The sequence below is a fragment of the Pseudomonas sp. Root329 genome, assembly GCF_001424925.1.
GTDB classification, from domain to species: domain Bacteria; phylum Pseudomonadota; class Gammaproteobacteria; order Pseudomonadales; family Pseudomonadaceae; genus Aquipseudomonas; species Aquipseudomonas arabinosi.
Genome location: NZ_LMCV01000034.1, coordinates 315,209 through 328,172, shown reverse-complemented (window position 1 = coordinate 328,172; position 12,964 = coordinate 315,209). Strand labels below are relative to the sequence as shown.

General features: G+C 52.0%; 16 protein-coding genes and 1 pseudogene. 13 read left to right on the top strand and 4 right to left on the bottom strand.

The features are described 5' to 3' along the window. The first annotated feature begins 2 nt into the window (after positions 1–2). The 4 genes from ASC74_RS23170 to ASC74_RS23155 all read left to right on the top strand — a co-directional run bounded on the left by ASC74_RS23170 (position 3) and on the right by ASC74_RS23155 (position 3,145). On the top strand, positions 3–890 hold the full coding sequence (locus ASC74_RS23170) for a copper resistance protein B (protein ID WP_056744358.1): 888 nt from the start codon (positions 3–5) through the stop codon (positions 888–890). A gap of 55 nt (positions 891–945) precedes the next feature. Continuing rightward, complete coding sequence (gene copC / locus ASC74_RS23165) at positions 946–1,317, top strand: copper homeostasis periplasmic binding protein CopC (protein ID WP_046047766.1); 372 nt, start codon at positions 946–948, stop codon at positions 1,315–1,317. A 3-nt stretch (positions 1,318–1,320) separates the two neighbouring features. Then, positions 1,321–2,256 (top strand): copper homeostasis membrane protein CopD, encoded by a 936-nt coding sequence (gene copD / locus ASC74_RS23160; protein ID WP_056744356.1) that lies wholly within the window; start codon positions 1,321–1,323, stop codon positions 2,254–2,256. 103 nt (positions 2,257–2,359) lie between these two features. Then, positions 2,360–3,145 (top strand): transporter substrate-binding domain-containing protein, encoded by a 786-nt coding sequence (locus tag ASC74_RS23155; RefSeq protein WP_056744354.1) that lies wholly within the window; start codon positions 2,360–2,362, stop codon positions 3,143–3,145. Positions 3,146–3,264: 119 nt separating this feature from the next. On the opposite strand, the gene ASC74_RS23150 is transcribed toward ASC74_RS23155, so the two are convergent. Further along, positions 3,265–3,483: a hypothetical protein gene (locus ASC74_RS23150; protein ID WP_033061890.1), complete on the bottom strand. Its 219-nt coding sequence runs from the start codon at positions 3,481–3,483 to the stop codon at positions 3,265–3,267. A 475-nt stretch (positions 3,484–3,958) separates the two neighbouring features. Here ASC74_RS23150 and ASC74_RS23145 point away from each other — a divergent pair, with 475 nt between their 5' ends. The 4 genes from ASC74_RS23145 to ASC74_RS23130 all read left to right on the top strand — a co-directional run bounded on the left by ASC74_RS23145 (position 3,959) and on the right by ASC74_RS23130 (position 6,585). Continuing rightward, complete coding sequence (locus ASC74_RS23145) at positions 3,959–4,228, top strand: hypothetical protein (protein ID WP_056744352.1); 270 nt, start codon at positions 3,959–3,961, stop codon at positions 4,226–4,228. A gap of 405 nt (positions 4,229–4,633) precedes the next feature. After that, the gene (locus tag ASC74_RS23140; protein ID WP_056744350.1) at positions 4,634–5,161 is read left to right on the top strand and encodes an ATP-binding protein; all 528 of its coding nucleotides are present in this window, start codon (positions 4,634–4,636) and stop codon (positions 5,159–5,161) included. Positions 5,162–5,177: 16 nt separating this feature from the next. Next, on the top strand, positions 5,178–6,227 hold the full coding sequence (locus tag ASC74_RS23135; protein ID WP_056744348.1) for a hypothetical protein: 1,050 nt from the start codon (positions 5,178–5,180) through the stop codon (positions 6,225–6,227). Beyond that, positions 6,205–6,585: an ASCH domain-containing protein gene (locus ASC74_RS23130; protein WP_056744346.1), complete on the top strand. Its 381-nt coding sequence runs from the start codon at positions 6,205–6,207 to the stop codon at positions 6,583–6,585. Before ASC74_RS23135 ends, ASC74_RS23130 begins: the two co-directional genes overlap by 23 nt. Positions 6,586–6,665: 80 nt before the next feature. On the opposite strand, the gene ASC74_RS23125 is transcribed toward ASC74_RS23130, so the two are convergent. Beyond that, the gene (locus tag ASC74_RS23125) at positions 6,666–6,929 is read right to left on the bottom strand and encodes a hypothetical protein (RefSeq protein WP_056744344.1); all 264 of its coding nucleotides are present in this window, start codon (positions 6,927–6,929) and stop codon (positions 6,666–6,668) included. A 578-nt stretch (positions 6,930–7,507) separates the two neighbouring features. Between ASC74_RS23125 and ASC74_RS23120 the strand changes: the two genes are divergently transcribed. Next, entirely contained in the window at positions 7,508–9,073 is a 1,566-nt protein-coding gene (locus tag ASC74_RS23120; RefSeq protein WP_056744342.1) for an SIR2 family protein, read from the top strand. A gap of 68 nt (positions 9,074–9,141) precedes the next feature. On the opposite strand, the gene ASC74_RS23115 is transcribed toward ASC74_RS23120, so the two are convergent. Together ASC74_RS23115 and ASC74_RS23110 are read right to left on the bottom strand one after the other, a co-directional pair. Then, positions 9,142–9,612, bottom strand: a complete 471-nt coding sequence (locus ASC74_RS23115) for a hypothetical protein (RefSeq protein WP_056744340.1) — start codon at positions 9,610–9,612, stop codon at positions 9,142–9,144. Positions 9,613–9,710: 98 nt separating this feature from the next. Then, a pseudogene (locus ASC74_RS23110) lies at positions 9,711–10,037 on the bottom strand (hypothetical protein); the annotation flags it as partial. A 159-nt stretch (positions 10,038–10,196) separates the two neighbouring features. Between ASC74_RS23110 and dusA the strand changes: the two are divergent. The 4 genes from dusA to tal all read left to right on the top strand — a co-directional run bounded on the left by dusA (position 10,197) and on the right by tal (position 12,868). Continuing rightward, positions 10,197–11,192 (top strand): tRNA dihydrouridine(20/20a) synthase DusA, encoded by a 996-nt coding sequence (dusA, locus tag ASC74_RS23105; protein ID WP_056744335.1) that lies wholly within the window; start codon positions 10,197–10,199, stop codon positions 11,190–11,192. Positions 11,193–11,229: 37 nt separating this feature from the next. Continuing rightward, positions 11,230–11,418: an AbrB/MazE/SpoVT family DNA-binding domain-containing protein gene (locus ASC74_RS23100; protein ID WP_056744333.1), complete on the top strand. Its 189-nt coding sequence runs from the start codon at positions 11,230–11,232 to the stop codon at positions 11,416–11,418. 3 nt (positions 11,419–11,421) lie between these two features. After that, positions 11,422–11,733, top strand: coding sequence for a helix-turn-helix domain-containing protein (locus ASC74_RS23095; protein WP_033061895.1), 312 nt, complete (start codon positions 11,422–11,424; stop codon positions 11,731–11,733). Between the two features lie 208 nt (positions 11,734–11,941). Continuing rightward, the gene (tal, locus tag ASC74_RS23090; protein WP_056744331.1) at positions 11,942–12,868 is read left to right on the top strand and encodes a transaldolase; all 927 of its coding nucleotides are present in this window, start codon (positions 11,942–11,944) and stop codon (positions 12,866–12,868) included. The last annotated feature ends 96 nt before the right edge of the window (positions 12,869–12,964 follow it).

Sequence of the window (12,964 nt, the reverse complement as noted above, 5' to 3'; positions counted from 1 at the left end):
CCATGACCAGACTCACTCCCATTTCATTGGCACTCGTGACCGCGAGCCTGACCCTCTCTTCGGCGATGGCCGCCACCGGCGACATGCAAAACATGGATCACAGCCAGATGCAGGGCATGGACCCTAGCCAAATGCAAAGCATGGACGACGGCCAGATGCAGCCCGCCGCACCGACCGAAAGTCGCACGCCGATCCCGGCGCTGACCGATGCCGACCGCGCCGCGGTGTACGCCAGCCCAACCGGCCACGGCGTGCATGACACCGCGCTCAACCATTACTTCCTCGCCGATAAACTCGAATGGCAGGACGCTGATGACGGCAGCACCCTGGCCTGGGATCTCTCCGGCTGGATTGGCGGCGACATCGATCGCCTGTGGCTGCGCTCCGAAGGCGAACGCACCAACGGCAAAACCGAAGACGCCGAAATCCAGGCCCTGTGGGGCCACGCAATCTCCCCGTGGTGGGACGTGGTGACCGGCGTTCGCCAGGATTTCAAACCTGGCGATCCGCAAACCTGGGCCGCGTTTGGCGTGCAAGGGATGGCGCTGTACAACTTCGAAACCGAAGCCACCGCCTTCATCGGCGAAGGCGGCCAAACCGCCGCGCGACTGGAAGGCGACTACGACATCCTGCTGACCAACCGCCTGATCCTGCAACCGACCGCCGAACTCAACTTCTACGGCAAAAACGACCCGCAACGGGGTATCGGTTCCGGGTTATCCAACACCGAAGCCGGCCTGCGGCTGCGCTATGAAATCCGCCGGGAAATCGCGCCCTATATCGGCGTGACCTGGAACCGCACCTACGGCAAAACCGCCGACTACGCCAACGATGAAGGCGAGGATCGCAGCGAAGCACGCTTGGTCCTCGGCGTTCGCCTGTGGTTCTAAACGCATTAACTCAACAACCAAAAAAACAACCGCTTAAAGCGGTAAGAGGCCTTGCATGCGCATGATTAAAACTACCGCTGTCGCCATCGGGCTGCTCATGAGCGCGCTCGCTCAAGCGCACCCGAAACTGCTCTCCTCCACTCCGGCGGAAGGTGCGGATGGCGCGACACCCGGCAAAATCGAACTGCACTTTTCCGAAAGCCTCATGACCCAGTTCTCCGGTGCAAAACTGGTCATGACGGAAATGCCCGGCATGGCGCACTCCCCCATGCCCATGAAAGCCAAAGTCTCGGGTGGTAGCGATCCGAAAACCATGGTCATCACACCGCTTTCGCCACTGCCTGCCGGGACCTACAAAGTCGAATGGCGCGCGGTGTCTTCGGACACCCACCCGATCACCGGCAACGTCACGTTCAAAGTGAAGTGATTGATGAGCGACTCGGTCAGCATTGCACTGCGCTTTGGGTTGTATGTGGATTTGATGCTGCTGTTTGGGCTGGCGCTGTTTGGGCTGTATAGCCTGAAAGAACAGGAGCGGGTGTCAGGGGTGGCGCTGCCGCTTCGGTCGATGTTGACGGGGGCGGCGTTGCTGGGCGTGCTGCTTTCTGTCGCCAGCATGGTGATGATGGCGAGCGCCATGAGCGGTGAGACGAACTTTGCCGAGCTGCGTCCGCATATCGAGATGATGGTGTTTGAGACGGATGTCGGGTTGGCCTGGGTCGTGCGCATCGTCGCGCTGGTTATCGCCAGTCTGGCGGTGATGCTCAATCACCGTGCGCCCGGATTCAGCCTGCTGATCGCGTCTTTTGCCGGCGCTATCGCCCTGGCCAGCCTGGCCTGGAGCGGTCATGGGGCGATGGATGAAGGCAGCCGTCGCTATTGGCATTTCATCACTGACATCGCGCATCTGCTGGCTTCGGGAGCCTGGCTCGGTGCGCTGGTCGCGCTTGCCTTGATGGCAAAGATCAACGATCTGCAAACCGAGGAACGCATCAGATTGCTGGCTCGGGTAGTCAGCCGATTTGAATGGGTGGGTGCAGTGATCGTGGCCGTCATCACGGTCACGGGCGTCGTGAACTACCTGTTCATCGTCGGCCCAACGCTCGACGATGTCTTGCTCAGTATCTACGGGATTTTGCTGTCCATCAAAATCGCGCTGTTTGCCGGGATGCTGGTGCTCGCCGCGTTGAACCGTTTTCACCTGGGGCCGTTTCTGGAGCGGTCGTTGCGTGAGGGTCAGTATCGGGTGGCGGCGAATACGTTGCGGCGCAGCGTGGTGGTTGAATTGGCGGCGGCGGTGTTGATTGTGGGGTTGGTGGCTTGGTTAGGGACGTTGAGTCCGGAGATGGAGATGACGGGGCAATAGCTCTAGCGAATCGAGACCGATTTGAAAACCCAGGATGATGTTGAGCGGTGCAGCAGAAAGTAAGTACTCTCAGCCCCCACTCCATCATGGAAGCCGGATAACAATGAACAACCTGAAAACCACAATGATGCTCGGTGGCCTGCTCGCCCTATCGTTTGCCGCTCAAGCCGAGCAATCGCACTTGGACAGCGTCATCCAACAGGGCCAACTGCGCGTGTGCACAACAGGCGACTACAAACCCTACACCGTCAAAGCCGAGGACGGCGAATACTCGGGTATCGACATCGCCATGGCCCGCTCGTTGGCCGACAGCCTCGGCGTCAAAGTCGAGTGGGTGCAGACCACCTGGAAAACCCTGATGCCCGACATGCTCGCGGGCAAATGCGACATCGGCGTCGGCGGCATCTCGGTCACGCTGGAGCGCCAGAAAAAAGCCTTCTTCAGCACCACGCTCGACGTCGACGGCAAAATCCCACTGGTGCGCTGCGAAGATCAGGCGCTGTACCAGACCGTCGAGCAAATCAACCAGCCTTCGGTTCGTTTGGTCGAACCAGCCGGCGGCACCAACGAAGCCTTTGTTCACGCCTTTCTACCCAAGGCGCAATTACGCCTTCACGACAACGTGACCATCTTTCAGGAGCTGCTGGACAAGAAGGCTGACGTGATGATTACAGATGCTTCGGAAGCGCTCTATCAGCAGAAACTCAAACCCGGTTTGTGCGCGGTGAACCCGAAGCAATTCATGCAGTACGGCGAGAAGGCTTACTTGCTGCCGCGTGATGACATGACCTGGAAGTTGTACGTCGATCAGTGGCTGCACCTGGCCAAAGTCACAGGCAACTACCAAAAAGTTTTGGGCCAGTGGATAGCAACACCCGAGCCCAAATAACCGCACGTACACCATCCATGTAGCAGCTGGCGAAGCCTGCGTCCGACTGCGCAGCAGTCGCCAACCCAGCACTCACCTTGCCTCAGGTAAAACGCAAAACGGCGGAAACACTTCCGCCGTTAATCGTCGTGCAACAACCCCGAACTGTACTCGCCGAAGCTGTTGCCGAGCGCACTGCCATGGAAATTCATCTTATTGGGGTTGTTGGTAGGCCCCGGACCAAAACCGGCAGACGGCAGGGTGGCTTCCGAATATTCGCTATGGGTGCTTGCACCCGAACAGGCGCTCAATAGCAATGCGCCGGCGATCAGAGCGACTTTGAAGAGGTTCGAGATCATTTTTCAGATTCCTGTGGGTTGGAAGCGTGGTGACCTTAGGTCGTTATCCTATGCCGCAAGACCAACAGGAATTATGAAACTTTGCTGGGCGACAGGGTTTGTTCAGGTACTGATTTCTTGATGCACAAATGGGTGTTTCCCAGACAAACTGTTAAAAGAGCAACGTCCTACACGACTCTGGGAATTGTCCGTACACTTGTCCATTGCTGTGCTTTTGTCACGAGGCCTATAGTCCACCCAACGTCAAAATGGCGTGTCGGGTTTGGCGACTCGATGGCAATTGAACTGAAACCTTCGAGCATTTTCGGAGCGTTTCGGAACGCACTTAGCTGCCTGCTTTATGGTGGCTGTGCGCGGGAGACCTTAGGGTCTGCCGGTTTCTCCATTGCCCGGTTCGCCAACCCGCGTACGGCTACCACCCATTCGTTTGGCGACGATTGAGTAGTAGTTTTCTCAAATTAATGGAGCTTCTCTTATGAATGAATACATGGCTTTAACCAGCAACGCCGACGACCTTCCCTCGCTGTATGTAAACACCACCCAACCGCTGCACTCACTGCTTAGCACCGCACGCTACCGAATTGGCGCGGTAACACAGATCCTGGAAAACCTCGCGATGCGCGGCGACATCACCACGGATTCGGTGATACTCAGCGACTTCGCAATGCTTTGCTGCATACCGTTGCGTGATGGCTGCGATGTGCTGGATGTCATTGCGCGACGTATGGATGCTGAACCGTCCTGACGTCACAACGGGGCGCCCACCCGGACGCCCCTCCGCCCTCACAGGGGGCTGGCAGCATAAGCCGTCCTTTACCGCTCTTGCGGTTTGCCCGAGTAATATCAATCACATTAACTAGTCAGCATGCATATGCACCCTTCGGAATCTCCGATGACCACTACCAAAAAAACCGATAAACGCTACAGAAAAGTCATTCGTAAAGAATTGACGTTCCTGGATATTCGGGAAGCAATACGTGATGGGCAGAAAGTGTTTGATACGTTTGTGATCACTGGCAAGCTTCCTAGTACAAAGTAGGTCTGAATAACGGTTACGGAAAATAAATCTGAGAATCATCCTGATGTCCAATTGACATCAGGATGATTGACTGGCGTACTGACGAAAACCACATGGATAGGGAGATCAGCTATGGTCGTTTTTGTTGCTGGAGTGCATGGAGTAGGTAAGACATATCTTTGTGAGCGCTTTGCAGCACAGACCGGAATAATGCATTCGAGTGCCAGCTCTCTTATCAAGAGCGAGTTGAAGTCAGCAAACTGGGAATCTAACAAGCTAGTCTCAGATATAGACTTGAATCAAGTCGCACTCACAAAAGCGGTCAACCGCTTAACCGAAAACAACGCCAATCTATTACTAGACGGTCACTTTGTACTTAAAGGCTCGGACGGATTTCTTATAGAAGTAGACGAAAACACATTCAAAGAGCTATCACTATCAGCAATAACACTAATAGAAGCCCCTGCTGAAACAGTGAAAAATCGTCTATTAACAAGAGATAAAAATTCATCAGCTGGTGATATATCCACTTTCCTAAAAGCAGAAAAAGAAAGAGCCATTTACATCGGCAAGCTTTTAAATATTCCACTATCAATTTTGAATCAGCCATCCGACCAAGCTTTTCAAGAAAATATTAGTAATTTTTTCAAAACCAATTAGAGCAGGAAGCGCAGCCGTGGAACTAACACAAAAAAAATTCAAATTTGTAAACTTGGGTGATCCTTTTTTCGCCTCGCTCATAGAGGACTACAAGGAATTTTCCCAATGGTTCACCAAGAAAGCAGAAGATAAAGCCTATATCTTTGAGGATGAGCTTGGCAACGTAAATGGCTTTCTCTATCTCAAGCCAGAAACTGGCCCTCTTGACGATGTGGTTCCGGCGCTGCCAAGTAAGAACCGGCTCAAAGTCGGAACTATGAAAATCAATGCACACGGCACAAAGCTTGGCGAACGCTTTATAAAAAAAATATTCGACCATGCGCTACATAATAAAGTAAGTGAAATTTACGTAACCGTATTCCCCGCCCACGAAGCCCTCATATCATTATTCGCCAAGTATGGCTTTTCAAAAGCAGCAGAAAAGCACACCCAAAACGGAACTGAATACGTTCTTGTAAAAAACCTAAGTCAACTTCAGGACTCTCTTGTGAAATCATATCCTTTAGCAGATTTAGCAAATAAAAACTTCTACCTGCTCTCGATTAATCCGAAATGGCATACCCGATTGCTTCCCGACTCCATTCTAAAGAATGAGGACACGGACATCATTGAAGACATTTCGCACACCAATAGTATTCATAAAGTCTATCTCGCAGCGATGAACGGTCTGGAAATTCTCCGCCCTGGTGATATCCTTGTCATCTATCGAACTTCTGATGGAGCAGGTCCTGCTCATTATCGTTCAGTGGCCACATCTGTAGGGGTTGTCGAGGAGTACAGATCAATTCACTCCTTCACCTCCCGGGATGAATTTATGAGGTATTGCCAGCCCTACAGCGTTTTTAGCGACGCTGAGCTTGACCAGTTTTGGGCTCATAAAAAATACCCGCATGTTTTCCGCTTTACGTATAATGCCGCTCTAAAGCGTCGCGTGACACGTGGCGAGATGATTGAGCAGTTCGACTTGGATCCAAACGCTTATTGGGGATTCATGCGATTGACGCGAGACCAGTTTAATTCTATCGCACAGGCGGGCCAGTTAGATGAAAGTATTATTATCAATTAAGCCTGAATATGCGGAAAAGATTTTGCAAGGCGAAAAAAAATTCGAATTCAGGAAGTCTGTTTTCAAGAATCCCGACGTGAAAACCGTAGTTATTTATGCGACCATGCCTATCGGAAAAGTCATCGGGGAATTTGATTTCGATGAGGTGCTTTCGGATGATCCTAAAGAAATTTGGTCACTGACTTCAAAGTTTTCTGGTATCACAAAAAAGTTCTTCAATGAATATTTTGACGGAAGAAAGCTGGCACACGCTATCAAGGTTGGCACGGTGCGCAGATACGACACGCCGCTGAGTTTAAAATCGTTTATCCCCAGCGGTGCGGCACCGCAGTCATTCTGCTACATAAGAGATATTTAACATCCTCTAGACTTGGTTAATTTCGCAACCATCAAAAAGACCCGCATTTATGCGGGTTTTTTATGGAAGAAGCTCTAATTTCAAGTAACAAGCGTGATGACCTTTGGTTTTGCGCCCAAGCTCTTGGCCCCTATTGCTACAATATTTAACGCAGCAAACGTAGTCAGCGCCAGCCCCGAACCATCCACATGCGCAGCAATTTGCATGTTCATCTGTTCCCCCAGATCAAGCAGGTCGCACAACACGGAAAAAAAGGGGGACGAAAAGATGGAAAAGGGGACCAACAAAGGGGACGGGTCTATTTTCCTGATAGAAAATAAATCCGTCCCCTCCAGCTGTTTCATATCGCTTCATATTACCTTCCTTTGTAATACCGAAAACCCAGTAAAACCGGGGGCTCCAGACCCACTGCGATGCCGTATCGCTGATATCGCTCTTTTTGAAAATGCCCCCCTACCCCTAAGAATCACTCACAATAAAACGACGTTTTTCAGCGAACCCGAATTGGCTGAATGACGGCGAATACGATTGTCGGTCGCCGTCAGTCCTATGAAATTCATCAAACACGACAAAGCCCCCGCCCGTCTTGGCTTACGGGAATTCAGCCTCTCCCCGCGCGCAGCCAATCTTCGGCCAAAAAAGATCGTGCGCGTTTTTGAAACGCACCGAAACCCACGCTTAAAAGTTCTCGCCCAATGAAAGCCTACGGAGCCCCATGGCCTGCCTGGGCTACAGGTTCGTTTGCACTACATCAGGATTTGCACAAAAAAAAGACACAAAGCCCGTCGACGGGAGGGGGATAAGTGCTTTTTCAGATGTTTTTTTGTTGTCGCCACATTTTTCATTCCGTTGACCTCTTCTGATGTGGCGGAACGTTCTATACTTACTGCAATATTCAAACATCAGCCAAGGTTAGAAGTGCATGGAATTCAAAGCATCCCTTAAGGAGCATTTCAAAAAATTTGAAGCCTCTCCTATGCTGTTTATTGGTTCAGGAATGTCTAGACGTTATCTCGGCACGGAAAACTGGGAGCAGCTATTGCTTAAGTTCTGTAACGAAATAGGTGAAAACCCACTCAAACTCAGAACAAGCTCCGGGGGCGACCTCACAAAGTATGCGCATTTACTGGCAAAAAGTTACGAAGAACGGTGGTGGGAACGCCCAGAGTCAAAAGAGATATCAGAACAATTTGGCGAGCATTTTCTTAATGACAGCTCAATTCTAAAAATAGAAATCTCTCGATATCTGCAAAAAGCTCATGAAAACATTAACCCTGAAACATCAGAAGAAATAGCTCTGCTGGAAAAAGCAAACATCGACGGGATCATCACAACAAACTGGGACTGCCTTCTCGAGAGCACTTTCCCTAACTTCACTACATTTATAGGTCAGGACGGTCTTATTGCAGGAAGGAGCCACGGCATCGCTGAAATATATAAAATTCATGGATGCTCAACACTACCAAACTCTTTAATCCTTACTGAAGGGGATTATGCGGAGTACAGAAGAAAAAACCCATATCTTTCCTCAAAGCTACTCACCATCTTCATTGAGCGACCGGTGATCTTCTTGGGCTACTCGCTTGCCGACCCACATATAGCCGAAATACTGGAAGACATTATTGGTTGCTTCCCCGAAAAAAGCCTAGATTTTCTAAGAGACAAGCTGATATTTGTAGAGTGGAACAGCGACCTAGAAGCGCCTTCAATAACTGACTCAGTTATCCACAAACGAATTCCCGTAAAACTTGTGAGAGTTAAAAGCTTTGTCGAATTATACGAAGTATTAGCCGAAACAAAGAAGCGGATTCCAGCTCACATTTTCAGAAAAATAAAAGATCAACTATATGAACTTGTCATAACCGATGACCCTAAAGGTCAACTTTACGTAAGAAATGAGAGCGACCTTGAAAAAAGTGACTCCCTAACTGAGTTCGTTGTTGGTTACGGAGCTATTTCTACGCTCAAGAAAGGCGAGGCAGTTTCAAAGCAAGGTTTAATTGGCCTTGAGCGCTCGGATCTCGTTCGAGACATTATCTTTGAAACCGAGAAATATGACGCAACAGATACTGTTGCGACGGTTTTCCCCAAGCTTGCAAAAGGAAATCAAAAATTACCGATTTTCCACTACTTGAAAAAGGCTGGCTACCTTCTTCCAGATGGGAGCCTGAACCCAGACTCGCCTCCACTTTGCCCTGGTGCAGAAACTAGATTTGAAGGAAACCTTTTTGAAGAGACGAATAACGGCGAACTAAAGAGATCAAAAACCGTCCCGGAAGTCATTGTGGGAATTAATGAGCTGTACCAACGACAAGGCTTTGAGCTTTTCGTGAGAATGGTTCCTTATATGGAGCCATCCCTGATAAAGGATGGTTTGGGGGATTTATGCGAAATCTTAAAAAAACACGTCGACACATCTTCTAAACACAGTGGTTTTTTTAAACTTGTCTGCTTTTATGACTTGGTGAAAAACAGCAACCGGTATTGAACACCTCAACGTTATCGAACAAAAAAGCCCGCGAAATGGCGGGCTAGTGGAATTCTGATGCCTAGCGTTTAGGTGGGGTCTTTTGGAACCTCCAGACTGGGAACTTCATAAAACGCTTTCTTCAGTACGCTGCGAGTCAGCTTCAGTCGCCCAAATATCGAGCTTGCTTCAAGCTTACTGCGGTCCCAATCATGCTTTAGAACCTGAGCCACTGACGCAGTAAATTTCTCTGTTGCAGCGCTGCGTTGATTCTCAGGAACAACACAGACGAGTCCAACGATGTAGTTATCAAATTCGTCATTTGGATTGAGGCGGAGCGATAGCTCTGCACGGAGAGCCAGGATCTGAACTTTATCGCCCGATGAGATTGCCTCAACAGTTGAGAGCGACAAAGCTCTGACCTTATCCCTCCACTTTGTGCGCTCCATCGTGATGTTCTCGATAGATATTTTTCGCTCGCTGTCTCGTGATGCGAAAAATATCGCTACGAAAGCCGAAATTACCGACGACCCAAGAATCACCGTCAAAATTGTATCCACTACAAAAACTCCCTGGTTAATTGGCTGAAGGCTATCAAGTCACTCGATAATGGGTGGCTTTTGCATGACAAGCAAAAAGGTTGTTGAGTGACGAGCAGGGCGAGAGCCAAAGCTTGCGCAGCCTTCGGCGTGAATGCCGCCACATCAGTCGGGCTCGGCATTGGTCCTGGTACATGAGTGTGAGCGGCCAGCAGTGTGTTCATCTGCCGCAGCAGATCGAGCATGTCGCACACCACCTGAAACAGATTGACGGCACTGGAACCGATCCAGTTTTTCGGCGCCTGCAGCTGCGGGCTAATCCCGGCCACGCTTTGGCGCAAGCCCTGGATCATCTCCTGCATGTCGCCACCCACCGTGGCGTTGTGCTTCTGCGCCACCACCAGGTTCAGATCGCGGCCGGTGGCCTGGTGCAGATCGTCCACTGAAAATGGAGGCAGACTTATTTACTCGTAGCGATCCAGTCGATTTCCTCCAATGCCTTTGCTCTGATGTCCTGAACCATCACAGCAAGACTCGCCTAAGCCCCCCACCCCCAATCCTGATAAACTCCCCACCTCCCAGCCTCACCCATCTCAGAACCGCCAATGCCCCCAATCACCGCCACACCCGCCCCGCTCTCCCGCCGCTTCTCCGTCGCCCCGATGATGGATTGGACCGATCGCCATTGCCGTTTTTTCCTGCGCCTACTCTCCAAGCACGCGCTCCTCTACACAGAAATGGTCACCACCGGCGCGCTCCTCAATGGCGATCACGACCGCTTTCTGCGTCACAACGAAGCTGAACACCCGCTCGCCCTGCAACTTGGCGGCAGTGTCCCGCTGGACCTGGCGATGTGCGCGCGCATGGCGCAGGAGCACGGTTACGACGAGGTGAATCTGAATGTCGGCTGCCCGAGTGATCGGGTGCAGAACAATATGATCGGTGCGTGCCTGATGGGGCATCCGCAGTTGGTGGCTGATTGTGTGAAGGCGATGCGCGATGCGGTGTCGATTCCGGTGACGGTGAAGCATCGGATCGGGATTAATGGGCGGGACAGTTACGAGGAGTTGTGTGATTTCGTCGGCACGGTTCGGGATGCCGGGTGCACGAGTTTTACGGTGCATGCGCGGATTGCGATTCTGGAGGGGTTGTCGCCGAAGGAGAACCGCGACATTCCGCCCCTGCGTTATGACGTGGCGGCGCGGTTGAAGACGGATTTTCCGGAGCTGGAGATTATTCTCAACGGCGGGATCAAGACGCTGGAAGCCTGTCACGAGCATTTGCAGACGTTCGACGGTGTGATGTTGGGTCGTGAGGCCTATCACAACCCTTATGTGATGGCTGAGGTGGATCAGCAACTGTTCGGCAGCATGGCGCCGGTGATCAGCCGGGCCGAGGCGCTGGCGCAGTTGCGGCCTTATATAGCGGCGCATATTGATGCGGGCGGCTCGATGCACCACATCACTCGGCATGTGCTGGGGCTGGGCACCGGGTTTCCGGGGGCGCGCAAGTTTCGGCAGTTGTTGTCGGTGGATATTCACAAGGCTAAAGAGCCTTTGGTGTTGCTGGATCAGGCGGCGGAGTTGTTGGAGGGGCGGTAACCGAAAAATCCCTAGCTACGTTAATGGAGTGTCATTGATGGCAACTGCGAGGCTAACGACGCAAGGACGAATTACCATTCCGGCGCAGGTTCGCACCTCGCTCGGGTTGGCCGCAGGTGATCACGTCGAATTTGTAACGTTGCGAGACGGCAGCGTTGAATTTTTTGCAAAGACGGGCTCGGTTCATGCGCTCAAAGGTCTTATCTGCAAGCGGCAAAGGAGCTGAATCATGCCCCTAACTGAAAAAGAACTGATGGAACGGGATGCCAAACGCAATATTGGCGAAGAACTGTTGGCGTCGATTCTTGAAGTCAAAGCCGGCCTACACGGCGACGTTCACAAAGTTGAAGTAACCGAGGCTGCAGAGGCCCGAAGCAAAACCGGTCTATCGCAACCGAAGTTTGCGGAGCTGCTGGGCGTTTCCGTACGCACTCTGCAGGAGTGGGAACAAGGACGACGGTCCCCTTCTGGGGCCGCACGATCGCTCCTTCATATCGCCGCTATTCGCCCTGACGTTTTCCGAGACGTATTGGCGAACTGAAGTCATGACTGTGGACCTTCTGGGCGCTAACGGTCACCCAAGTTGAACCTGTGGTCTGATTTGGCATCGTATTTACCGATACCGCGCCCTGCCATTCAAACAGCCGTTTTCCGGATGTTGCCGCTGGGGCCCTCGATACGTACACGCACCCTTGAGTGGCTGTCAGCGCTCGGGTAATGTCATTAGACCCATAGGACAGAGCACGCCCATGACTTCCAAGCTGGAACAACTCAAACAAATGACCACCGTAGTTGCCGACACCGGCGACTTCGAAGCTATCGCTCGCGTTAAACCCGTGGACGCTACCACCAACCCTTCTCTGCTGCTCAAAGCGGCGGCCATTCCCGGTTATGCCGAGTTGCTGAACGCTTGCGTCAGCGACTGCAAGGGCGATGTGGGCCTGGCCAGCGACCGTTTTGGCGTTGCGGTAGGGCAAGAAATTCTGAAAGTGATCCCTGGCCGTATTTCCACCGAAGTGGATGCGCGCCTGTCGTTCGACACTGACGCCGTATTGAAGCGTGCGCACCGTCTGATCGAGCTGTACGACAAGGCCGGCATTGGCCGTGACCGCGTGCTGATCAAGATCGCTTCCACCTGGGAAGGCATCCGCGCTGCCGAAATTCTGGAAAAAGAAGGCATTCAGTGCAACCTGACGTTGCTGTTCTCGTTCGCTCAAGCTGCGGCGTGTGCTGATGCAGGCGTATTCCTGATTTCGCCGTTCGTGGGTCGCATCTACGACTGGTACAAGAAAGCCAACGGCAACGACTACACCGGCGCGGATGATCCGGGCGTGCAGTCGGTGACGCGTATCTACAACTACTACAAGGCCAATGACTACAAGACCGTGGTCATGGGCGCGAGCTTCCGTAACCTGAATCAGATCGAGCAGTTGGCCGGTTGCGACCGTCTGACCATCAGCCCGGATTTGATCGATAAGCTGGCGGCGGATACTGGCAAGCTGGAGCGCAAATTGGCACCGGGTCAGGCCGGTGAAGCTCGTTTGAGCTTGAATGAAGCGCAGTTCCGTTGGTTGTCCAACGAGGACGCGATGGCGACCGAGAAACTGGCTGAAGGTATTCGTCAGTTCGCTCGGGACCAGGAAAAACTCGAAGCATTGCTGCAAGCCAAGCTCTGATTTGATTTAGCTTGATGCAAAAAGGGCGAACCTTGGTAGGTTCGCCCTTTTTTTGCGTTGAATTTGGGTAGTGGCTTCGCGCTGAAAGATGTGGTG